Genomic DNA, 23171 nt, shown 5'->3' with positions numbered 1-23171 from the left:
CAGGCATAGGCCGGGCGCGCTGCTAGAGTTCAGGTCAGCCACCGACTCATTGCAGCGGTCGGTCTATCCTGATTTCGGCGTTCGAGAGAGAAACCGTGGAGAAAAGCAAACGACGCACGTTCGCCTGGCTGGCGGGCGTCGTCCTGGTGGTACTGGCGATTGTCCTGGGTCTCCATTTCTTCACCGCGCAGCACAAGGGCAAGCCTGCACCCACAGGTGAACCGGTGGCCGTGGTGCCCGTCGCCTTGCAGGATGTGCCGGTGTACATCGACGCCCTCGGCACCGTGACCCCGACACGCAGCGTCACGGTGGTCAGCCAGGTCGACGGCATCCTCAGCAGTGTCGAATTCAAGGAAGGCCAGCACGTCAGCAAAGGCCAGGTTATTGCCCGCATCGACGACCGTGCGCTCAAGGCGCAATTGGCTGTGGCCAAGGGCACGCTGGCGCATGACCAGGCCGTGTTGAGCAATGCCCAGCGCGACCTGGCCCGTTATCGCGACCTGGTCAAGGCCGGCTCCACCAGCCAGCAAACCCTCGATACCCAGGCCGCCCTGGTGCAGGAGCAGCAGGGCACCGTCGCCGCCGACCAGGGCAATGTGCAAAACCTCGAGGTGCAACTGAGCTACTGCACCATCACCTCGCCGGTCGATGGCGTGGTTGGCTTGCGGCTGGTCGACCCCGGCAACTACGTGACCACTACCAGCACCACCGGCATTGTGGTCATTACCCAGATGAACCCGGCCACGGTGGTGTTTGCCGTGCCCGAAGATGACCTGGGCAGCATCGACCAGGCCATGGCCCGTGGCAGCGTGACCGTGCTGGCCTACGACCGCAATAAAAAGACCCTGCTGGCCACCGGCAGCCTGCTGGCCCTGGATAACCAGGTCGACACCAGCACCGGCACGATCAAGGTCAAGGCGCAGTTCGACGACGCAGGTGATGCGCTGTTCCCCAACCAATTCGTCAACGCGCGTCTCAAGGCCGACACCTTGAGCCAGGTCGCCGTGGTGCCGACCCGGGCGATCCAGCACGGCAGCAGGGGGGATTTCGTGTTTGTGGTCAACGGCGACAAGGCCGCGCTGCGCAACGTCAAGATCGGGCCGTCGATGGGCGATGTCTCGGCGATCCTCGACAACGGCGTCAAGCCTGGCGAGCAGGTGGTCACCGAAGGTGCCGATAAACTTGACGACGGTTCGCCGGTAAAAGTCGTCGCCCAGTAAGGAGCTGCCAGTCATGAATGTCTCGCGGCCCTTTATCGAACGCCCGGTGGCAACCACGCTGATGATGGTGGCCGTGCTCTTGCTCGGGTTGCTCGGGTACCACTTGCTGTCGGTGTCGGCGTTGCCCGAGGTCGATTACCCGACCATCCAGGTCTTCACCCAATACCCCGGCGCCAGCCCGGATGTGGTCAGCTCCTCGATCACCGCGCCGCTGGAGCGCCAGCTCGGCGAGATGCCGGGGCTCAAGTCGATGAATTCCACCAGCTCCGACGGCGCCTCGGTGGTAACCCTGCAATTCGACTTGTCGTTGTCCCTGGACGTCGCCGAACAAGAAGTGCAGGCGGCGATCAACGCGGCCGGTACCTTCCTGCCGGCGAACCTGCCGTACCCGCCGGTGTACAGCAAGGTCAACCCGGCGGACGCGCCGGTGCTGACGCTGTCGCTGACCTCCGATGTGCTGCCGCTGACCAAGATCGAAGACCTGGCCGACACGCGCCTGGCGCAGAAGATCTCGCAGATCACCGGCGTCGGCCTGGTCACCATCAGCGGCGGCCAGCGCCCGGCGGTGCGGGTCGAGGCCAATACCTCGGCGCTGAACAGTCTCGGCCTGTCCCTGGATGACCTGCGCACCTCGCTGGGCACCGCCAACGTCAACCAGGCCAAGGGCAATATCGACGGCAAGTTCCAGGCGTATTCCATCGGCGCCAACGACCAACTGCAATCGGCCGAGGAGTACCGCGACCTGGTGATCGCCTACAAGAACGGCGCGCCGATTCGCCTGTCGCAGATCGCCAGTTCGACCCAGGGCGCCGAAAACCCGCGCCAGGCCGCCTGGACCAACAGTACGCCGTCGATTGTGTTGAATATCCAGCGCCAGCCTGGCGCCAACGTGATCCAGGTGGTCGACCGCGTGCAGCAATTGCTGCCCAAGCTGCGCGCCAGTTTGCCTGCCACATTGAAGGTCGACGTGCTCACCGACCGCACCCAGACCATCCGCGCGTCGGTCACCGATGTGCAGTACGAATTGGCCATGGCCATCGCGCTGGTGGTGATCGTGATTTTCATCTTCCTGCGCAACGTCGCGGCGACGATCATTCCGGCGGTGACCATCCCGCTGACGCTGGTGGGGACGCTGGCGGTGGCCTATGCCCTGGGCTTTTCCCTCAACAACCTGACGCTGATGGCACTGACCATCGCCATCGGTTTCGTGGTGGATGACGCGATCGTGATGATCGAAAACATCACGCGCTACCTGGAGGCCGGTGACTCGCCGCTGGAGGCGGCCCTCAAGGGCTCGGCGCAGATCGGCTTCACGATCATCTCGCTGTCGATTGCGCTGATCGCGGTGATGATCCCGTTGCTGTTCATGGGCGATGTGGTCGGGCGGCTGTTCCGCGAATTCGCCATGACCGTGGCGGTGACTATCGTGATCTCCGCGCTGATTTCCCTGACGCTCACGCCGATGATGTGCGCGCGGATGCTCAAGCACCGGCAGCAGGAACACCGGGTGGATTTCTTCGACCGCATCAACACGCACTATGTGCGGGGCCTCGATTGGGTGCTGGCGCACCGCACGCTTACGTTGATCTCGGTGGTGCTCACCGCAGCCCTGACCCTGGTGACACTGGTGCTGATGCCCAAGGGCTTTTTCCCTGATCAGGACACCGGCCTGATCCAGGGGATTTCCCAGGCGGCGCCGACCATTTCGTTCCAGCAGATGCAGGTGGAGCAGCAGCGCCTGGCCGCGCGGATTCTCAAGGATCCGGCGGTGCAGAGCCTGTCGTCCTTCGTCGGCATCGACCAGACCAACCCGACCATCAACCAGGGCAACCTGCTGATCAACCTCAAGCCCCGAGGCGAGCGCGACAGCAGCACCGAAGTGATCCGCCGCCTCGCCGACGCCAACGCCGACGATGCCGGCATCCGCCTGTACCTGCACTCGGTGCAGGACCTGACGCTGGACGCCACGGTGTCGACCACCAGCTATCGCCTGGGCCTGCAAGCCACCGACCTGGATGAGCTGGAGCAGTGGACCAACAAGCTGCTCGCGGCGATCAAGCGGGACCCGATGTTCACCGACGTGCAAAGCCAGGCGATGCAGTTTGGCAACCAGATCCAGCTGACCTTCGACCGCGCCACCGCCTCGCGCCTGGGCATCACCCCGCAAGCCATCGACGATGTGCTGTATGACGCGTTTGGCCAGCGCCAGGTGTCGACGATCTACACCCAGCTCAACCTATATCACGTGGTGATCGCCACCGATCACCCGCCGCGCAACCTGCCGGATCTGCTCACCGGCTTGTACGTGGACATTCCCGCCGGCGGCGTGGCGCCGCTGTCGAGCATGGCCACGATGCAGGTGGTGCGCACCCCGGTGACCATCAATCGCCTGGGGCAATTTCCCTATGCGGATGTGTCGTTCAACCTCGCGCCGGGGCAAACCCTTGGCGCAGCGGTGACCCGGCTCAAGGACATCGAGGCCAAGGTCGGCCTGCCGCTGTCGGTGCAGGCCAACCTTGAGGGAGCGGCGGCGACGTTCGAGGCGTCGCTGTCCAACCAGGTGTTCCTGGTGGTGGCGGCGATTGTGGTGGTGTACCTGATGCTGGGGATTCTCTACGAGAGCTTCGTGCACCCGGTGACGATCCTCTCGACGTTGCTTTCGGCCGCCCTCGGCGCGTTGCTTGCGCTGCTGGTCACTGGCACGCAGTTCGACATCATCGGTTTGATCGGCATCGTGCTGTTGATCGGCATCGTCATGAAGAACGGCATCATGATGGTCGACTTCGCCCTGGCACTGCTGCGCGAGGGCGGGCTGACCCCGGTGGCGGCGATCCGGCAGGCGGCGGAGTTGCGGTTTCGGCCGATCCTGATGACCAGCATGGCCTCGCTGTTCGGCGCGGTGCCGCTGGCACTGGGCACCGGCATCGGCTCGGAACTGCGCCATCCACTGGGCATCGCGATCATTGGCGGGCTGATGCTCAGCCAGTTGCTGACGCTGTTTTCCACCCCGGTGATCTTCCTCGCCATGCACGGGCTGGAACAGCGCTTCAGCCGGCGCCCGGTTGAAGCGGACCCGGCGCAATGAACCTCAGCGCGCCGTTTGTCCATCGCCCCATCGCCACCACCCTGATGGCGGCGGGGCTGGCGCTGTTCGGCGCGCTGGCCTTTATGCTGTTGCCGGTGGCGCCGTTGCCGGAGGTGGATTTCCCCACCATCAGCGTCAGTGCCTCGTTGCCCGGCGCCGACCCCAATACCGTCGCCAGCTCGGTGGCCACGCCGCTGGAGCGCGAGTTCGGGCAGATCGCCGGGGTCACGCAAATGACCTCCGCCAGCAGCCTCGGCTCCACCCGCATCACCTTGCAGTTTGACCTCAATCGTGACATCGACGGCGCCGCGCGCGACGTGCAGGCAGCGATCAACGCGGCGCGCACCAACCTGCCGAGCGACCTTTCCGGCAACCCGACCTATCGCAAGGTCAACCCGGCCGACTCGCCGATCATGATCATCAGCCTGACCTCCGACAGCGCCACGCCGGGGCAGATGTACGACGTGGCCTCGACCCTGCTGGAGCAGAAACTGTTGCAGACCACCGGCGTCGGCGACGTGACGGTTGGCGGCGGTGCGCTGCCGGCGGTGCGCGTGGAGCTCAACCCGGATCGCCTCAACCGGTACGGCGTCAGCCTGGAGCAAGTGCGCCAGGTCATCAGTGCCTCGAATGCCAACCTGCCCAAGGGCAACGTGGCAATCGGTGACCGCTCCTACGGGATTGGCGCCAATGACATGCTGCTCAACACGGACGACTATGGCCCGTTGGTGGTCAAGGAACACAACGGCGACCTGATCCGCATCGCGGACCTCGGCTACGTGCGCGAAGATGTGCAGGACCTGCGCAACTTCGGCCTGTCCAACGGCAAGCCGGCGGTGTTGCTGGTGGTGTTCAAGCAACCCGGCGCGAATGTGATCGACACGGTGGACGCGGTAAAAGCCTCGCTACCGTTTCTGCAAAGCTCGATCCCGGCGTCGATCAAGCTCAACCTGTTGATGGACCGCACCACCACCATCCGCGCCTCGCTGCATGATGTGGAAGTGACCCTGCTGGCGTCGATCCTGCTGGTGACGCTGGTGACGTTCGGGTTTTTCCGCGACTGGCGCAGCACGCTGGTGCCGGCGATCGTGGTGCCGCTGTCGTTGCTCGGCACCTTCGGCGCGATGTACTTCCTCGGCTACAGCCTGAATAACCTGTCGTTGATGGCGCTGACCATTTCCACCGGGTTTGTGGTGGACGATGCCATCGTGGTGGTGGAAAACATCATGCGCCACCTGGAGAAAGGCGAGAGCCGGGTCCAGGCTGCGCTGAATGGCGCCAAGGAGGTCGGCTTCACCGTGCTGACCATCAGCGTGTCGCTGGTCGCGGTGTTCATTCCGCTGCTGTTGATGGGCGGGATTGTCGGGCGGCTGTTCCGTGAGTTTTCGGTATCGCTGTCGGTGGCGATCGTCATCTCGATGCTGATCTCGCTGACGGTCACGCCGATGCTCGCCAGCGTGTTGCTGCGCGCGCCCAAGGAGGTGCACGAAGGCGATGAACACCCGGATTCGCGTTTTCACCGTTTCTACGACCGGACCCTGGGGTGGGTCATCGAGCATTCGATCCTGATGGGCCTGGTCACGGTGCTGGTGATCGTGCTGGCCGGGGTGCTGTATGTGCTGGTGCCCAAGGGCTTTTTTCCCCAGGAAGACACCGGCCGCCTGCAGGGCAGCATCCTGGCCAACCAGAGCATTTCCTACGGGGCGATGCAGAAGGACTTCACCGAGATCAACCGCAAGGTCATGACCAACCCCAATGTGGAAACCGCCGCCGGGTTTGTCGGTGGCGGCGGCGGTGGCGGTGGGGCGGTCAACAGTGCGCAGATGTTCGTGCTGCTCAAGCCACTGGGCGAGCGCAAGGACGACGCCGCCCAGGTGATCGGGCAAATCCGCCACGCCCTCGGTGACTTGCCCGGCACCAAGCTGTTTTTGCAGTCGGCCCAGGACATCACCGTGGGTGGCCGGCAAAGCGGCGCGCAATATCAGTACACGCTCACCGCCGATGACCAGTCATCCCTGGACGAGTGGGTGCCGAAGGTGGTGGCTGTGTTGCGCAAGCTGCCGCAGTTGACCGACCTGAACACCGACCAGCAGGACAACAGCCTGCTGGCCAATGTCGGCATCAACCGCGACACGGCGGCGCGGCTCGGGGTGAGCATGTCGGCCGTCGACCAGACGCTGTACGACGCCTTTGGCCAGCGCCAGGTCTCGACCCTCTACCGTGCCGCCAACCAGTACCACGTGGTGATGGAAATCGCCCCCGAATACTGGACCGACCCGTCGGCGCTCAAGGGCATTTATGTGCCGGTGGGCAGCGCGGCGCTGGCCAGCAAAGGCAGCGTCGTCGCGCCCAACCTGGCGGCGCAGTCGACCTTGGTGCCACTGTCGGCGATTGCCGATGATTCGGTGGCGCGCACGGCGATCTCCATCAGTCACCAGGGCAGTTTTCCGGCGGTGACGGTCTCGTTCAACCTGGCGCCCGGCACGTCCATCGGCCAGGCCACCGCCTTGGTCGACGACGCGGTGAAGCAGCTGCGCATGCCCGCCAGTGTGGTCGGGCAGTTCGCCGGCACCGCCCAGGTGTTCCAGTCGTCGGTGGCCAGCGAGCCGTTGCTGATCGTCGCGGCATTGCTCTCGGTGTACATCGTGCTGGGCATTCTGTATGAAAACCTGATGCACCCGCTGACGATTCTTTCCACCTTGCCTTCGGCGGGTGTCGGTGCCTTGATCGCGTTGCTGCTGACCGGCACCGAACTGTCGATCATCGCGCTGGTGGGCGTGATTTTGTTGATCGGCATCGTCAAGAAGAACGCGATCATGATGATCGACTTCGCGATCACCGAACGGCGCGAATTCGGGCTCACGGCCAAGGCGGCCATTCGCCGCGCGTGCCTGATCCGCTTCCGGCCGATCATGATGACCACCCTGGCGGCGATCCTCGGCGCGCTGCCGCTGGTGCTGGGCACCGGCTATGGCTCGGAACTGCGCCGGCCGCTGGGGATTTCGATTATTGGCGGGTTGCTGCTCAGCCAGGTGCTGACGCTGTACACCACCCCGGTGATTTACCTGTGGCTCGACCGGGCGTCCCAGCGCCTGGGACGGCGTAAGGAAGCAAGCGCATGAAACTCACAAATAGCGTGCTGTTGTTAAGCCTGGTACTCGGTGGTTGCATGGTCGGGCCCGACTATCAAAAGCCTGCGATGCCGCTGCCGCAGACCTTCAAGGAGGGCGCGCAGTGGCAACGCGCGGCGTCCAATCCCCAGGGCGCGTTGGACAGCCAATGGTGGCTGGCGTACCAGGACCCGGTGTTGAATGACCTGGTGGCGCGCTCGGCCCAGGCCAACCAGTCGATCATTGCCGCTGAAGCCGCGTATCGGCTGGCCCAGGCGCAAGTGGCGTCGAGCCGCGCCGGGCTCTGGCCGACGGTGGGCGTGGGGTTGTCCGGTTCGCGCGGCGAGGGCGGTGACGGCACCACGTCCAGCAGCACCACGTCGACGGGCGTGAAAAACAGCGTCAGCGCGACGTTGACCGCCAGCTGGGAGCCGGACCTGTGGGGCGAGGTGCGTCGCGGCATCGAGTCAAGCCAGGCCGCCGCGCAGCAATCCGATGCGTTGCTGGCCGGGGTGCGCTTGTCCATCAGCTCCAGCGTGGCCAGTAACTACCTGGCGCTGCGCCAGATGGATATCGACGTGCGCCTGCTCCAGCAGCAACAGGCGATCAACCAGCAGTTGCTGGCCATGATCCAGGCCCAGTTCACCCAAGGCGTGGCGACCAACGATCAGTTGCTGGTGGCTCAGGACCAACTGACCACCTCGATTGCCGACCTGCAGACTTCCCAGCGCGACCGCGAGCAATATGAACACGCATTGGCGGTGCTGGTGGGCATGGCGCCGAGTGAATTCAGCGTGGCGCCACGCAATGACTTCAGCTTTGTCGTGCCGCGCCCACCGCTGACCCTGCCGTCGACCTTGCTGCAACGGCGCCCGGATGTGGTGGCGGCCGAGCGCTCGGCGGCGGCGGCCAATGCGAAAATCGGCGTGGCTGAGGCAGCGTTTTTCCCGACACTGGATTTGACCGCCCAGCTGGGTTATCGCGGCAGTGCCTTGGGCGGGTTGTTCTCCTTGCCCAACCGCATCTGGACCCTGGGGCCGGCGCTGGCAGAGACGATCTTCGACGGCGGCGCCCGTGAGGCCGCGGTCAAACAGGCCGAGGCCAGCTACGACCAGATCGCCGCAAACTACCGTGGCACGGTGCTCAGCGCCTTGCAGAACGTCGAGGACAACCTGTCGGCGATCAATCACCTGCAAACCCAGGCCGATGCCTTCCAGCAGGTCTACCAGCGCAACCAGCAGCTGTTCGGCAGCCAGGAGGCGCAATTGCGTGCGGGCACGGTCAGTCGCGAGACGGTGTTGACCCAGCAACTGGTGTTGCTGCAAGCCGAACAGAACCTGCGTGACACCCAAGGGCAGCTCAGCCAGGGCAGTGTGGCGTTGATCCAGAGCCTGGGCGGTGGTTGGCAGCCCTGATGCCCCGCTCATCACGCAGGCGGGGTGACCGCCATCGCCGGCAAGCCAGCTCCCATCCGGCGAGCAAGATCAACAGCAGATCGGCAGTGATCCGCGTTATATTCGCGGCATTCTCACGGCAGGAAGTCCCCCAATGGCAGGAAGCAGTTTGCTGGTACTGATCGACGACATCGCCGCGGTGCTCGACGATGTGGCGTTGATGACCAAGATGGCCGCCAAGAAAACCGCCGGGGTCCTCGGCGATGACCTGGCACTCAACGCCCAGCAGGTCTCGGGAGTACGCGCCGAACGGGAGATCCCGGTGGTGTGGGCGGTGGCCAAGGGCTCGTTTCTCAACAAGCTGATTTTGGTGCCGGCGGCGCTGTTGATCAGTGCGTTTGCGCCTTGGGCGGTCACGCCGCTGTTGATGCTGGGCGGGGCTTACCTGTGTTTCGAGGGGTTTGAAAAGCTCGCGCACACCTTCCTGCACAAACGCACCGAAGAGCAGGCGCATCTGGTCGAGGCCGTGGCCGACCCGGCAACCAACCTGGTGGCGTACGAAAAAGACAAGATCAAAGGCGCGATCCGCACCGACTTCATCCTCTCGGCGGAAATCATCGCGATCACCCTCGGCACCGTGGCCGCTGCACCGTTGATGCAGCAGGTGGTCGTGCTGTCGGGCATTGCCATCGTCATGACCATTGGCGTGTATGGCCTGGTGGCCGGCATCGTCAAGCTCGATGACCTGGGCCTGTGGCTCACCCAGAAGCCCGGCCAGATGGCGCGCAGCATCGGCGGCGCAATCTTGCGCGCGGCGCCGTACATGATGAAAAGCCTGTCGGTGATTGGTACGGCGGCGATGTTCATGGTCGGCGGCGGCATCCTGACCCATGGCGTGCCGGTGGTGCATCACTGGATCGAGACGGTCAGCCAAAGTACCGCAGGCTTGGCGTGGTTAATGCCGACCTTGCTGAATGCGGTGGCGGGGATCATTGCGGGGGCGGTGGTGTTGGCCGTGGTGTCGGTGCTTGGCAAGGTATGGCGAGCGACGAAAAGCTGATTCACGGCTGTTCAAGCTTAATCCTACTGTTCCAGGCGGCAGGTGTGCCTCCTGGTCACAGTGTCAGCTGAGTCAGCAAAATCAGTGCAATAAAAAAGGCCATTCAATCGAATGGCCTTTTTCGTCGGCGGTTACTACTCCGCAATCTGCAACTTGCGCGACTCGGTATAGATATACCGCACCTTTTCATACTCGAACGGTGAGTTCATCTGCCCATAGCGGAAGCTGGTCTGGTAGCGCTTGTCGACCGCGCGCAGGGCCCAGATTTCCGGATGGTTTTCGCTGACTTTGGACACGTTGAGGAAGTTGATCTCGGTCTCCGCGCCGTAATCGACCAGCAAGCCCGTGGTGTCACGCAGGTTCGACGGGCCGAAGATCGGCAGCACCAGGTACGCGCCGCCTGGCACGCCATAGAAGCCCAGGGTCTGGCCGAAGTCTTCGCTCTGGCGCGGCAGGCCCATGGCGGTGGCCGGGTCCCACAGGCCGGCGATGCCGATGGTGGTGTTGAGCAGCAGGCGCCCGGTGGTTTCCAGGGAGCGGTGGCCCTTGAGCTGCAGCAGGCTGTTCAACAGGTTGGGCACGTCGCCCAGGTTGTTGAAGAAATTGCTCACGCCGGTGCGCAGGAAGCTCGGGGTGACGTAGCGGTAACCGTCGACCACCGGTAGGAACACCCATTGGTCGAAGCGGTAGTTGAAGTGGTACACGCGGCGGTTCCACGACTCCAGCGGGTCGTAGACGTTGAGCGCGGTCAGCGACGAACGCTCGAACTCGCGTTGGTCCAGGCCCGGGTTGAACTTGAGCTTGGTCAGCGGTTCCTTGAAGCCATCGGAGCCCACCACGGTAGGCGCATGGGCCTTGCTGTTGTCGGCGTTGGCCACGCCTGCGCACATCAAGGCGGCAAGCAGCAGAAGATATTTAGCCACGGAAGAACTCCAGCATGGCGTCGGCGTTGACGCGGTAATTGAGGTTGCCGCAGTGGCCGCCCAGCGGGTAGACGGTCAAGCGATCGCCGAAGGTTGTACGCAGGAAACCGAGGTCGCCGGGGCCCAGGATCACATCGTCGGCGTTGTGCATGACGGCGATTTTCGGGCTGTTGTGCAGGTAATCCTTGAGTGCATACAGGCTGACCTGGTCAACCAGTTGCAGCAGGCTGCCGCCATCGGAACGGGCGCGCCACATCGGGATGACCTGCTCGGTCAGGTAGCAGTCGAAATCGCATTGCAGCGCACGCTTGAGGAACGGCGTGAGGCTGGTGCCTTCGGTGATCGGGTATTTCGGCGGGATGATCAGGCCACGGCGGTTGATCAGGTCCGAAGTGAAGGCAATGTCGGCGGCCGAGAAGCGGAAGGAGGTGCCGATCAGCATGGCCATCTGTTCGTTGGTCAGGTGCTGCTTGGAGTTCTGGAAGTCATAGAGCAGGGCGTCATTGAGGTCGATGTAGCCCTTTTGCTGGAAGTAGCGGGTGAGCTTGTTCAACACCAGCTCATAGAACGTGGTGGTGTTGTTGATGCCCTTGACCTCGGTCTGGACCAGTTTGTCGAGGTTGGTGATCGAGGTGTAAAGGTTGACTGGCGGGTTGAGCAGCAGCACTTTCTTGAAGTTGAAGCTGCGGCGGGTCTCGTCGAGCTTGCTGACAAAGGCCGCATCCAGGGCGCCGAGGCTGTAGCCGGTGAGGTAGAAGTCGGTCACCGGCAGCGAGGCATTCTGTGCGCGCACGGCCTGCATCACGCGGTACATGTCTTCGGCGTCTTCCTGGCTGATCCCAGGGGTGGCAAAGCGCGAAGCCGAGGCGATGAAGTCGAAGCTGGTCGGCGACGACAGTTGCACCACGTGGTAGCCGGCCTGGTAATAGAGTTTTTTCAGGTATTCGTTGATGCTGCTGTCAAACCGCGCACCGGTACCGGCGATCAGGAAGATCAGCGGGGCGGCACGGTCCTGCTTGGCGATGCGGTAAGTCAGCTTCTTCACCGCCCAGAAGTTGTCCGGCAGGCTGAATTCGCGCTCGGGGCGCATGTTCAGGGTGTAGTCGGACTGATTGATCTCGTCGTCGCTCGGCAATTTGGGCCGCAGGTCAGGCGGTGTGGTTGCGATGGTCGCTTCGAACGGGTTGGTCAAAGGGTAGCCATAGCTGGCTTGGTCGATATCGACGGCCAGTGCTGACGCACTCAAAAAAAGGCTGCCCAGCAAGGCAGCACAGCGCAAGGAACGGAGCATGACTTTATCCCTAAGAGGAAACGTGCTGAATGAAGTTCGCAGGCTATGACCACCGCGTTGCCACCGAAGTGCCAGCCCTCGGCACGAAAAGTCGGAAAAAAACGTCGGAATCGGGGTAATAGTAGCCAGACGATACACTTTGGCACGCTTTGTTGAACAGTTATCTGCGTACACACCTTGCTAACGGCCGCCGGCGCATTAAGCTGAGCGCCGTTTTTGCCTATCGGAGTGCTCCATGTCTCGCCGCTTGCCGTTGATTTTGCTGCTTATCGCCTTGCCGTTGTGGCTGGCTGCCAGCTATGCCGCGCGTTATGGCTTCATGGAGGATGGCCAGTGGGTCGGCATCTGCGCGGATGAGGCCAGCCGCTGGGAATGCCAGGTGCGTTCGAACCTGGGCTTGATGATTCACTTCAAGGTGTTGGGCTGGGCGGCACTGGTGACGTCGGTGCTCGCGTTTTTCGTGCCGGGCCGTGCGGGGTGGGGTTTGGCGGTGTTGGGGCTGGTGTTCGGCCTGCCAGCGCTGGCGTTGTACAACACCACCTTTGCGGTGTTTGCGGTGGTGATCGCGGGGTTGCGGTTGGTGCGCAAGCCCAGGGCTGTCTGAATAGGCGCTAGCGCCGGTAAGCCAGCGCCTACGATCAAGTGTAGGCGCTGGCTGGCCGGCGAAAGCGGTGTTACGCCTTACGCACTCGCAGGCAGCGCCACAACGCTACAACCATGAGCAGGCTAACCACCGCCCAACCCCACGCTTGCTGGTTCAACAACCCTTCACGGTACAACTGCGGCGCAATGCCGGCGCCGATGATGAAGGTCAGCAGGGCAATCTCCCGGCGTGGCCCGGTCACCGGGCGTACCAGGTACACCAAGGCCGGCAATACCAGCGCTGCACTCGGGAAGCTGCGATAACGTGGGTCGAACACCAGCGCCAGCATCATCACGGCGCCAGCAAAGCCGGCGATTGCCACCAGCCAGCCCGCGCGCTGCTCCAGCCAGTTGAACGCCCGCTCGCGCCAACCTTCGCGAGCGCTCAAGGCCAGCGCAGCGTGGGCCAGCACCAGCAGGTTCAGCGCGACCAGTAACCCGGCCCATACCCACTCATCATTGAAACGCGCGGTCACGCGAGTCAGTTCAGCCCAGGTGCCGATGGAGCAGGCCGCCACTGCGCCCAGCAGCGGCAGGGCAAACGCGGCCCGGGTGCTGCGCACGCGACCGCCGAGCGCCAGCGTGCCCAGCAGGATAATCCCGCCCACACCCAGCCACAGCGGCCAATACGGCACGTTGGTCACCGGGCCGGCGAGGATGCCCTTGTCCTGGCGATCGGCATCGAACAGGCCCCAGTAACCGCCGACGGCGCCTTCACTCGCGCGCTTCCACGGCTGGTCAAAGGCTTCGATCAGGTTGTAATGCCAGCCATTGGCTTCAGCCATGGCGACGAAACCCCGCATGAACTTGGCCTCATTGACCCGGCTCGGCACCGCCGTTTCGCGCTGGCGGCCTTCGCTCGGCCAGCCGGTCTCGCCGATCAACACGTCCTTGGGGGCAAACTTGTTGCCGAATGTCTGGCGTACATCGCCCACGTGCTTGAGCGCCTGGTCGATGCCAGACGGATCATCTTCCCAGTAGGGCAGCAAGTGAATGGTCAGGAAATCCACCGCCGGGGCGATTTCCGGGTGTTGCAGCCAGAACTCCCAGACATCGGCGTAGGTGACCGGCTGCTTGATCTGGCTTTTGACGGTATGGATCAGCGTCACCAGCTGTTTGGCGGTGACCTCCTTGCGCAGCAGGGCTTCATTGCCGACGATCACCGACGTCACTACATCGGGGTTGGCGTTGGCGGCAGCGATCAACGCGTGGATTTCTTTTTCGGTGGCAACCGGGTCACTGCTGACCCAGGCGCCGGCCATCAGCTTCAATCCATGCTTGCGCGCCATTTCCGGCAAGGCTTCCAGGCCGGTCATGGAGTAGGTGCGGATGCATTCGAAGCGGGTGGCCAGCAGGGCGAGGTCGGCGTCCATGCGCTCGGGACGCAGCTTGAACGGCTGGTCGAAGGGCGATTGGTCTTTGTCGAACGGCGTGTAGGATGCACATTGCAGCTTGTGGCTGGCGCTGGCGACATCCGGCAGCACGACCGGGCGGCCGAGGCCGTACCAATAGCCAGCGAGGGCCAGCAGGCCGAGGATCAAGGCGAAGCAATAGGGCAGGGCAGGGAAGCGGGCGGTCGCGGGCATGGTCGGCTTATCTGGAGGAGCAAAGGCGCGCATCTTACCCGGATTTGCCCCGTCCCAGTGGGGCTGCATAATTTTGACATGCAAAGTTCGGGCGGGATTCCGGGTTCGAGTCCTACAAAACTTCCTACTGGCGATGTGATGTCGTTTCTTGCTTGCATGAGGTCGCTGACAGAGCAGGTCCGAGGTCCCGGCAGGTTGATGATCGAAGTGTCAGTTCTCCGCTGGCGGCGCACTACCGTGATTGATGCGCGTGAAGGGGGCGCGGTGCACCACATAACAACAGGTTGACGTCGCTCGGCATCCGCCGGGCGCAGCACTTTCGGGGAAGTACTATGAAGATGCGACGACTCTTGGGCGCGGCTGCCACGCTGGTAGTTGCGATGAGCTCCACATTGGCCAGTGCCGACAGCAAAACCCTGAGCATCGGCTACGTGGACGGTTGGTCGGACAGCGTTGCCACCACCCATGTGGCGGCAGAGGTGATCAAGGAAAAGCTCGGTTATGACGTGAAACTGCAGGCCGTCGCCACCGGGATCATGTGGCAGGGCGTGGCCACCGGCAAGCTCGACGCCATGCTTTCCGCATGGTTGCCCGTGACCCACGGCGAGTATTGGGCCAAGAACAAGGACAAGGTGGTCGACTACGGCCCCAACTTCAAGGATGCGAAGATCGGCTTGATCGTACCGGAGTACGTCAAGGCCAAGTCCATCGAAGACCTCAAGACCGACACCACCTTCAAGAACAAGATCGTCGGCATCGACGCCGGCTCAGGCGTGATGCTTAAGACCGACGAAGCGATCAAGGCCTACGGCCTGGACTACAAGCTGCAAGCCAGTTCGGGCGCCGCGATGATCGCCGAGCTGACCCGTGCCGAAGACAAGCAGGAATCCATTGCGGTCACCGGTTGGGTGCCACACTGGATGTTCGCCAAGTGGAAACTGCGTTTCCTGGACGATCCAAAAGGGATTTATGGTGCTGCTGAAACCGTCAACAGCATCGGCAGCAAGGGCCTGGAGAAGAAAGCGCCGGAAGTCGCAGCCTTCCTGAAGAAATTCCAGTGGGCCTCCAAGGACGAAATCGGCGAAGTCATGCTGGCGATTCAAGAGGGCGCCAAGCCCGACGCAGCGGCCAAGGATTGGGTCGCCAAGCACCCTGAGCGGGTGGCCGAGTGGGTGGGTAAATAAGGGTTAACCCTGTAGAAGTGACGCAGCAGGCCTAATGTGGGAGCGGGCTTGCTCGCGAATACGGTGTGTCAGTCAGCACATTTATTGACTGATGTACCGTATTCGCGAGCAAGCCCGCTCCCACATTTTTTTGCCTGCATTCAGGCGGTTGTTTATTTGTTGACTGAAAAACTTGCGAAGTTGCTATCTCGCTCTACTACTAAGGTCGTCTGGAACCTGTCCCGCAGCCGCATACAGTGGATACGTTCCAATAATAAAAAAGCTGTGCTGCGAGGATAAAAACAATGAACGACAGCATTTACCTCTCGATTCAAAACAGCCCGCGTTTCAAGGAGCTGGTCAGAAAAAGGGAAAGGTTCGCCTGGATTCTCTCGGCGATCATGCTAGGGCTTTACTCCGCTTTCATCCTGTTGATCGCCTATGGGCCACAAGTGCTGGGGGCCAAGCTCAGCCCCGGTTCGTCGATTACCTGGGGCATTCCCCTGGGCGTCGGGCTGATTGTGTCTGCCTTTATCCTGACCGGCATCTACGTGCGCCGGGCCAATGGCGAGTTTGACGACCTGAACAATGCGATTCTCAAGGAGGCTGCGCAATGATCCGGCGTCTACTGGCAATATTCGGCGCGTCGCTGTTTGCGCCTGCTCTTTGGGCGGCGGACGCATTGACCGGTGAAGTGCACAAGCAACCGTTGAACGTCTCGGCCATCGTGATGTTTGTCGCGTTTGTCGGTGCCACCCTGTGCATCACCCACTGGGCTTCCAAGCGCAACAAGTCGGCGGCCGACTACTATGCGGCCGGCGGCAAGATCACCGGCTTCCAGAATGGCCTGGCGATTGCCGGCGACTATATGTCGGCGGCGTCTTTCCTGGGTATTTCCGCGCTGGTGTTCACCTCCGGCTACGACGGCCTGATCTACTCGATCGGCTTCCTGGTGGGCTGGCCGATCATTCTGTTCCTGATCGCCGAGCGCCTGCGTAACCTGGGCAAGTACACCTTTGCCGACGTGGCGTCCTACCGCCTGGGCCAGACCCAGATCCGCAGCCTGTCGGCATGTGGCTCGCTGGTGGTGGTGGCGTTCTACCTGATCGCGCAGATGGTCGGTGCCGGCAAGCTGATCCAGTTGCTGTTCGGCCTGGACTACCATGTCGCCGTGATCCTGGTAGGTATCCTGATGTGCCTGTATGTGCTGTTCGGCGGCATGCTGGCGACCACTTGGGTGCAGATCATCAAGGCCGTACTGTTGCTGTCCGGTGCCTCGTTCATGGCGCTGATGGTGATGAAGCACGTCAACTTCGACTTCAACACGCTGTTCGCCGAAGCGATCAAGGTTCACCCTAAAGGTGAGGCGATCATGAGCCCTGGCGGCTTGGTGAAAGACCCGATCTCGGCATTCTCCCTGGGGCTTGCGCTGATGTTCGGTACCGCTGGCCTGCCGCACATCCTGATGCGTTTCTTCACCGTAAGCGACGCCAAGGAAGCGCGTAAGAGCGTGCTGTATGCCACAGGCTTCATCGGTTACTTCTATATCCTGACCTTTATCATCGGCTTCGGCGCGATCCTGCTGGTCAGCACCAACCCGGCGTTCAAGGATGCTGCAGGCGCCTTGCTCGGCGGTAACAATATGGCGGCAGTGCACCTGGCCAACGCGGTGGGTGGCAGTATCTTCCTGGGCTTCATCTCGGCCGTGGCGTTTGCCACCATCCTGGCAGTGGTTGCCGGTTTGACCCTGGCGGGTGCCTCGGCGGTGTCCCATGACCTGTATGCCAGCGTGATCAAGAAAGGCAAGGCCAACGAGAAGGATGAGATTCGCGTGTCGAAGATCACCACCATCGCCCTGGCTGTATTGGCGATCGGCTTGGGTATCCTGTTCGAAAGCCAGAACATCGCGTTCATGGTCGGCCTGGCGTTCTCGATTGCCGCCAGCTGTAACTTCCCGGTACTGCTGCTTTCCATGTACTGGAAGAACCTCACCACCCGTGGCGCCATGATTGGCGGCTGGCTGGGCCTGGTCAGTGCGGTTGGCCTGATGATCCTGGGCCCGACCATCTGGGTCTCGATCCTGCACCACGAAAAAGCCATCTTCCCGTACGAGTACCCGGCGCTGTTCTCGATGATCATCGCGTTCGTGGGCATCTGGTTCTTCTCCATCACCGACAAGTCGGCGGCGGCAGAGAAAGAGCGTGCGCTGTACTTCCCGCAGTTTGTGCGTTCGCAGACTGGCCTGGGAGCGAGTGGGGCGGTTAACCACTAATCGCTGTAGCTGTTACAAAAAAATGCCCCGGTCGTGAGATCGGGGCTTTTTTTTGCTTTTATTGGTAACGGATACGACAAAACTGTTTCTCAAATCCTGTAGCAATAAAACTGCCTGGCGAGGCCGTTTTCACCCCTGTGCACGGTGAGGCTGACTGTCACGTGAGGCATTCACCCCGCAGAACGTGGGAACGATCAGCCACGACCCATTGCAGGAGCCGGCTTGCGGCGATGGTAGCCTGGAGCCTGGCGTTGTCCTTGCGGGCATCACTACAGTGGTGGAGGGGATGTTGGGGGGCAGAAACAAATAAGGCCTCCAGAGGAGGCCTTATTCAGTGCAAGGAGGCAGTCAGCTGCTTACTTGCGATCTTCCAGCTTGGTGATGTCACGCGACTCGTAGCCGGTGTACAGCTGGCGCGGGCGGCCAATCTTGTACGGGCTGGAGAGCATTTCTTTCCAGTGGGAGATCCAGCCCACGGTCCGCGCCAGGGCGAAGATCACGGTGAACATGCTGGTTGGAATGCCGATCGCCTTGAGGATGATCCCCGAGTAGAAGTCGACGTTCGGGTACAGCGAGCGTTCGATGAAGTACGGGTCGGTCAGGGCGATCTCTTCCAGGCGTATGGCCAGTTCGAGTTGCGGATCGTTCTTGATCCCCAGTTCCTTCAGGACTTCGTCGCAGGTCTGCTTCATCACGGTGGCGCGCGGGTCACGGTTCTTGTAGACGCGGTGACCGAAGCCCATCAGCTTGAACGGATCGTTCTTGTCCTTGGCCTTGGCGATGAAGGTGTCGATGTTCGAGACATCGCCGATTTCATCGAGCATGGTCAGTACGGCTTCGTTCGCACCGCCGTGGGCAGGGCCCCACAGTGCGGCGATACCGGCGGCGATACAGGCGAACGGGTTGGCACCCGAAGAACCGGCGAGGCGTACGGTAGAGGTGGAGGCGTTCTGCTCGTGGTCGGCGTGGAGGATGAAGATCCGGTCCATTGCCTTGGCCAGCACCGGGCTGATCGGTTTGATCTCGCACGGAGTGTTGAACATCATGTGCAGGAAGTTTTCCGCGTACGTCAGGTCGTTGCGCGGGTACATCATGGGTTGGCCCATGGAGTACTTGTAGACCATCGCGGCCAGGGTCGGCATCTTGGCAACCAGGCGGATCGCGGAGATTTCGCGATGCTGCGGGTTATTGATGTCCAGGGAGTCGTGATAGAAGGCCGACAGGGCGCCGACCACACCGCACATGACGGCCATCGGGTGGGCGTCGCGACGGAAGCCGTTGAAGAAGGTCTTCAACTGCTCGTGAACCATGGTGTGGTTCTTCACGGTGCTGACGAACTGCGCTTTCTGCTCGGCTGTTGGCAATTCGCCATTTAGCAGCAGGTAGCAGGTTTCCAGGTAGTCCGATTTCTCAGCCAGCTGCTCGATCGGGTAGCCCCGGTGCAGCAGAATGCCATTATCGCCATCGATATAGGTGATCTTCGACTCGCAAGAGGCGGTCGACATGAAGCCTGGGTCGAATGTGAAACGGCCCGTGGCCGTCAGGCCCCGTACGTCGATAACATCGGGACCAACGGTGCCGGTTAAAATGGGCAGCTCGACGGGGGCTGCGCCCTCGATGATCAACTGCGCTTTTTTGTCAGCCATGTGGCCTCCTATTTATGCTTCAAATCATCAGACAGACCCCCCACGCAGGGCCCGCACCACTATAGTGAGATAAATTCAGATGTCAATTTGCCTAAAGTCTTGCTCCAGAAGGCTTTAACCGTACTTTTTCCTCGAAATTGACTGCCATTTACGCCTTTTATCCCGCCAGCGCAATCAGCTATTAGGGTGAGGAGCGCGCGTTGTCATTAGTAACCTAACTGTCTATACTCGGCCACCGACCGCCAAGGGCTTTTGGGCTTGCTTTCATTGGGGGTCGCACTCCCTGGGTGGTGCTTACCTGACCAGTGCACTCCCCAACAACTTTGCCCTGATTGTTAGGGGCTCTTCAGTGTGAAAAAAAGCCGTGAATAGCCAACGACCTGTAAACCTAGACCTAAGGACCATCAAACTCCCCATCACCGGCGTTACGTCGTTCCTGCACCGTGTTTCCGGCATCATCCTGTTCCTGGGCTTGGGCATCATGCTTTATGCATTGAGCAAATCCCTGGGTTCCGAGGAAGGATACGCCGAGGTGAAGGCATGCTTGACCAGCCCGCTGGCCAAGTTCGTAGCATGGGGCCTCCTGTCCGCTCTGCTGTATCACCTGGTAGCCGGTGTGCGCCACTTGATCATGGATATGGGCATCGGTGAGACGCTGGAAGGCGGCCGCCTGGGCTCGAAAATCATCATCGCCATTTCCGTGGTGCTGATCGTTCTGGCAGGAGTTTGGATATGGTAACCAGCGTTACGAATCTGTCGCGTTCGGGCCTCTATGACTGGATGGCACAGCGTGTGTCTGCGGTCGTTCTCGCGGCTTATTTCATTTTCCTGATCGGATACCTCGTCGCAAACCCGGGCATTGGCTATGAGCAATGGCACGGCCTGTTTTCCCACAATGCGATGCGAATCTTCAGTCTGCTGGCACTTGTAGCCCTGGGCGCACACGCCTGGGTCGGCATGTGGACCATCGCGACCGACTACCTGACGCCGATGGCGCTGGGCAAGTCCGCGACTGCAGTACGTTTCCTCTTCCAGGCAGTATGCGGCGTCGCGATGTTCGCTTACTTCGTCTGGGGTGTGCAGATTCTTTGGGGTATCTGATTCATGGCTAACATTCCAACTATTTCATTCGACGCCATCATTATTGGTGGCGGCGGTGCTGGCATGCGCGCAGCGCTGCAGCTGGCCCAGGGCGGTCACAAGACTGCCGTGATCACCAAGGTGTTCCCGACGCGTTCCCACACCGTCTCGGCCCAGGGTGGCATCACCTGCGCCATCGCCTCCGCCGACCCGAACGATGACTGGCGCTGGCACATGTACGATACCGTCAAGGGTTCCGACTACATCGGTGACCAGGACGCTATCGAATACATGTGTCAGGAAGGCCCGGCCGCCGTATTCGAGCTGGACCACATGGGTCTGCCGTTCTCGCGTACCGAGCAAGGTCGTATCTACCAGCGTCCATTCGGCGGCCAGTCGAAGGATTACGGTAAAGGCGGCCAGGCTGCCCGTACCTGCGCTGCGTCCGACCGTACCGGTCACGCGCTGCTGCACACCCTTTATCAGGGCAACCTGAAGGCCGGCACCACGTTCCTGAACGAGTACTACGCGGTTGACCTGGTCAAGAACGCGCAAGGCGAGTTCGTCGGTGTGATCGCCATCTGCATCGAAACCGGTGAAACCACCTACATCCGCGCCAAGGCAACTGTTCTGGCGACCGGCGGTGCAGGTCGTATCTACGCGTCGACCACCAATGCCCTGATCAACACCGGTGACGGCGTTGGCATGGCCCTGCGTGCTGGCGTGCCGGTGCAAGACATCGAGATGTGGCAGTTCCACCCGACCGGTATCGCCGGCGCGGGCGTACTGGTTACCGAAGGTTGCCGTGGTGAAGGTGGTTACCTGATCAACAAGCACGGCGAGCGTTTCATGGAGCGTTATGCTCCGAACGCGAAAGACCTGGCGGGTCGTGACGTTGTTGCCCGTTCGATGGTCAAGGAAATCATCGCCGGCAACGGCTGTGGCCCGAACGGCGACCACGTACTGCTCAAGCTCGATCACCTCGGCGAAGAAGTGCTGCACAGCCGCCTGCCAGGTATCTGCGAGCTGTCCAAGACCTTTGCTCACGTTGACCCGGTGGTTGCTCCGGTGCCGGTTGTTCCGACTTGCCACTATATGATGGGCGGCGTGCCGACCAACATTCATGGCCAGGCGATCACCCAGAACGCCGAAGGCCAGGACGAAATCATCCACGGTCTGTTCGCCGTAGGCGAAGTGGCTTGCGTATCGGTTCACGGTGCCAACCGCCTGGGCGGCAACTCGCTGCTCGACCTGGTGGTATTCGGCCGTGCTGCTGGCCTGCACCTGGAAAAAGCGCTGACCGACGGCATCGAATACGATGACGCGACCGACGCCAACATCGAGGCCGCCCTGGCGCGCCTGAACGCTCTGAACGAGCGTACCGATGGCGAAGACGTGGCGACCCTGCGTCGCGAGCTGCAAAGCTGCATGCAGAACTACTTCGGTGTATTCCGTACCGGCGAATACATGCAGAAGGGTATTGCCCAGCTGGCTGACCTGCGCAAGCGCATCGCCAACGTCAAGATCAACGATAAGAGCCAGGCCTTCAACACCGCTCGTATCGAAGCTCTTGAGCTGCAAAACCTGCTCGAAGTGGCTGAAGCGACTGCGATCGCCGCCGAGGTTCGTAAAGAATCCCGTGGTGCTCACGCTCGTGAAGACTTTGAAGATCGCGACGACGAAAACTGGCTGTGCCACACCCTGTACTTCCCGGGTGACAAGCGCGTTGCCAAGCGTGCCGTGAACTTCTCGCCGAAGACGGTTCCGACGTTTGAACCGAAGATTCGGACTTACTAAGGGTGGCTGCCATGTTGAAAGTCAGTGTTTACCGCTACAACCCTGATCAGGACGCTGCGCCGTTCATGCAGGAATTCCAGGTCGATACCGGTGGTAAAGACCTGATGGTGCTGGATGTATTGGCACTGATCAAAGAGCAGGACGAAGGTTTCTCCTATCGTCGCTCTTGCCGTGAAGGTGTGTGCGGTTCCGACGGCATGAACATCAACGGCAAAAACGGCCTGGCGTGCATCACGCCACTGTCCGCTGTCGTCAAAGGCAACAAGCTGATCGTTCGTCCTCTGCCAGGTTTGCCGGTTATCCGTGACCTGGTCGTCGATATGAGCATCTTCTACAAGCAATACGAGAAAGTTAAGCCGTTCCTGCAGAACGATACTCCGGCTCCGGCCATCGAGCGTCTGCAGTCCCCGGAAGAGCGTGAAAAGCTCGACGGCCTGTACGAGTGCATCCTGTGCGCTTGCTGCTCGACGTCGTGCCCATCCTTCTGGTGGAACCCGGACAAGTTCCTGGGTCCAGCTGCCCTGCTGCAAGCGTATCGCTTCCTGGCGGACAGCCGTGACACCAAGACGTCCGAGCGTCTGGCTTCGCTGGATGACCCGTTCAGCGTATTCCGCTGCCGCGGGATCATGAACTGCGTCAACGTATGTCCCAAAGGCCTGAACCCGACTAAGGCCATTGGTCACATCCGTAACATGCTGCTGCAAAGCGGCGTGTAACGACGTTGTAGTAAAAGCAGGACCGTTGTGCCCGTAAATGCTACGGCGCAGGCTTCAACCGGCGCCGTAGTTTTAACTTGAGCAGCGACTTACAAAGCCGCGGCTCTTATTTTGAAGAAATGAGACAAGCAGGGGCATTCGGGTTGGTACCCGAACTATCAGCGTGATCCTAAGTGGCTTGTTTTG

Annotated in this window: 17 protein-coding genes; 13 read left to right on the top strand and 4 right to left on the bottom strand. The window is 61.4% G+C overall.

The features are described 5' to 3' along the window. Nucleotides 1-95 precede the first annotated feature (95 nt). The 5 genes from AC07SI_RS14860 (at nucleotide 96) to AC07SI_RS14840 (ending at nucleotide 9869) form a co-directional block, all read left to right on the top strand. Nucleotides 96-1220: an efflux RND transporter periplasmic adaptor subunit gene (locus AC07SI_RS14860; RefSeq protein ID WP_495005971.1), complete on the top strand. Its 1125-nt coding sequence runs from the start codon at nucleotides 96-98 to the stop codon at nucleotides 1218-1220. Between the two features lie 13 nt (nucleotides 1221-1233). Beyond that, entirely contained in the window at nucleotides 1234-4305 is a 3072-nt protein-coding gene (locus tag AC07SI_RS14855) for an efflux RND transporter permease subunit (RefSeq protein ID WP_495005970.1), read from the top strand. Then, a complete protein-coding gene (locus tag AC07SI_RS14850) occupies nucleotides 4302-7427 on the top strand; it encodes an efflux RND transporter permease subunit (RefSeq protein WP_495005969.1) in 3126 nt (1041 codons plus the stop codon). Before AC07SI_RS14855 ends, AC07SI_RS14850 begins: the two co-directional genes overlap by 4 nt. Beyond that, a complete protein-coding gene (locus tag AC07SI_RS14845; RefSeq protein ID WP_495005968.1) occupies nucleotides 7424-8830 on the top strand; it encodes an efflux transporter outer membrane subunit in 1407 nt (468 codons plus the stop codon). Before AC07SI_RS14850 ends, AC07SI_RS14845 begins: the two co-directional genes overlap by 4 nt. Nucleotides 8831-8963: 133 nt before the next feature. Further along, nucleotides 8964-9869, top strand: a complete 906-nt coding sequence (locus tag AC07SI_RS14840) for a DUF808 domain-containing protein (RefSeq protein WP_495005967.1) — start codon at nucleotides 8964-8966, stop codon at nucleotides 9867-9869. Nucleotides 9870-10003: 134 nt separating this feature from the next. Here the strand turns inward: AC07SI_RS14840 and AC07SI_RS14835 are convergent, their stop codons facing one another. Continuing rightward, entirely contained in the window at nucleotides 10004-10792 is a 789-nt protein-coding gene (locus AC07SI_RS14835) for an MlaA family lipoprotein (RefSeq protein ID WP_065901571.1), read from the bottom strand. After that, nucleotides 10785-12083, bottom strand: a complete 1299-nt coding sequence (locus AC07SI_RS14830) for a serine/threonine protein kinase (RefSeq protein WP_065901569.1) — start codon at nucleotides 12081-12083, stop codon at nucleotides 10785-10787. The genes AC07SI_RS14835 and AC07SI_RS14830 overlap by 8 nt, the downstream gene beginning before the upstream one ends. Nucleotides 12084-12318: 235 nt before the next feature. On the opposite strand from AC07SI_RS14830, the gene AC07SI_RS14825 reads away from it, so the two are divergent. Further along, nucleotides 12319-12687, top strand: a complete 369-nt coding sequence (locus AC07SI_RS14825; RefSeq protein ID WP_262133563.1) for a hypothetical protein — start codon at nucleotides 12319-12321, stop codon at nucleotides 12685-12687. A gap of 70 nt (nucleotides 12688-12757) precedes the next feature. On the opposite strand, the gene AC07SI_RS14820 is transcribed toward AC07SI_RS14825, so the two are convergent. Next, complete coding sequence (locus AC07SI_RS14820) at nucleotides 12758-14311, bottom strand: glycoside hydrolase family 17 protein (RefSeq protein ID WP_065901567.1); 1554 nt, start codon at nucleotides 14309-14311, stop codon at nucleotides 12758-12760. A gap of 332 nt (nucleotides 14312-14643) precedes the next feature. Between AC07SI_RS14820 and AC07SI_RS14815 the strand changes: the two genes are divergently transcribed. The 3 genes from AC07SI_RS14815 to AC07SI_RS14805 all read left to right on the top strand — a co-directional run bounded on the left by AC07SI_RS14815 (nucleotide 14644) and on the right by AC07SI_RS14805 (nucleotide 17746). Then, a complete protein-coding gene (locus AC07SI_RS14815; protein ID WP_065901566.1) occupies nucleotides 14644-15495 on the top strand; it encodes a glycine betaine ABC transporter substrate-binding protein in 852 nt (283 codons plus the stop codon). Between the two features lie 284 nt (nucleotides 15496-15779). Next, the gene (locus AC07SI_RS14810; protein ID WP_016972153.1) at nucleotides 15780-16091 is read left to right on the top strand and encodes a DUF485 domain-containing protein; all 312 of its coding nucleotides are present in this window, start codon (nucleotides 15780-15782) and stop codon (nucleotides 16089-16091) included. Continuing rightward, the gene (locus AC07SI_RS14805) at nucleotides 16088-17746 is read left to right on the top strand and encodes a cation acetate symporter (RefSeq protein WP_495005966.1); all 1659 of its coding nucleotides are present in this window, start codon (nucleotides 16088-16090) and stop codon (nucleotides 17744-17746) included. Before AC07SI_RS14810 ends, AC07SI_RS14805 begins: the two co-directional genes overlap by 4 nt. A gap of 356 nt (nucleotides 17747-18102) precedes the next feature. On the opposite strand, the gene gltA is transcribed toward AC07SI_RS14805, so the two are convergent. After that, nucleotides 18103-19392 carry a citrate synthase gene (gene gltA / locus AC07SI_RS14800; RefSeq protein WP_495005965.1) on the bottom strand — a complete coding sequence of 430 codons (1290 nt, stop codon included), beginning with the start codon at nucleotides 19390-19392 and terminating at the stop codon, nucleotides 18103-18105. A gap of 364 nt (nucleotides 19393-19756) precedes the next feature. Between gltA and sdhC the strand changes: the two genes are divergently transcribed. Genes sdhC through AC07SI_RS14780 form a run of 4 tightly spaced genes read left to right on the top strand, consistent with a single transcriptional unit; the run spans nucleotide 19757 to nucleotide 22985 of the window. Then, entirely contained in the window at nucleotides 19757-20131 is a 375-nt protein-coding gene (gene sdhC / locus AC07SI_RS14795; protein WP_003172804.1) for a succinate dehydrogenase, cytochrome b556 subunit, read from the top strand. Next, on the top strand, nucleotides 20125-20493 hold the full coding sequence (sdhD, locus tag AC07SI_RS14790) for a succinate dehydrogenase, hydrophobic membrane anchor protein (RefSeq protein WP_003172805.1): 369 nt from the start codon (nucleotides 20125-20127) through the stop codon (nucleotides 20491-20493). The genes sdhC and sdhD overlap by 7 nt, the downstream gene beginning before the upstream one ends. Before the next feature lie 3 nt (nucleotides 20494-20496). Then, the gene (gene sdhA / locus AC07SI_RS14785) at nucleotides 20497-22269 is read left to right on the top strand and encodes a succinate dehydrogenase flavoprotein subunit (RefSeq protein WP_065901559.1); all 1773 of its coding nucleotides are present in this window, start codon (nucleotides 20497-20499) and stop codon (nucleotides 22267-22269) included. 11 nt (nucleotides 22270-22280) lie between these two features. Further along, nucleotides 22281-22985, top strand: a complete 705-nt coding sequence (locus tag AC07SI_RS14780) for a succinate dehydrogenase iron-sulfur subunit (RefSeq protein ID WP_003172807.1) — start codon at nucleotides 22281-22283, stop codon at nucleotides 22983-22985. Nucleotides 22986-23171: the final 186 nt, after the last annotated feature.

The organism is Pseudomonas sp. GW821-FHT05D12, assembly GCF_059419825.1.
Note: the sequence above shows the minus strand (reverse complement) of the source record. Positions and strands in the feature narration are given on the sequence as shown.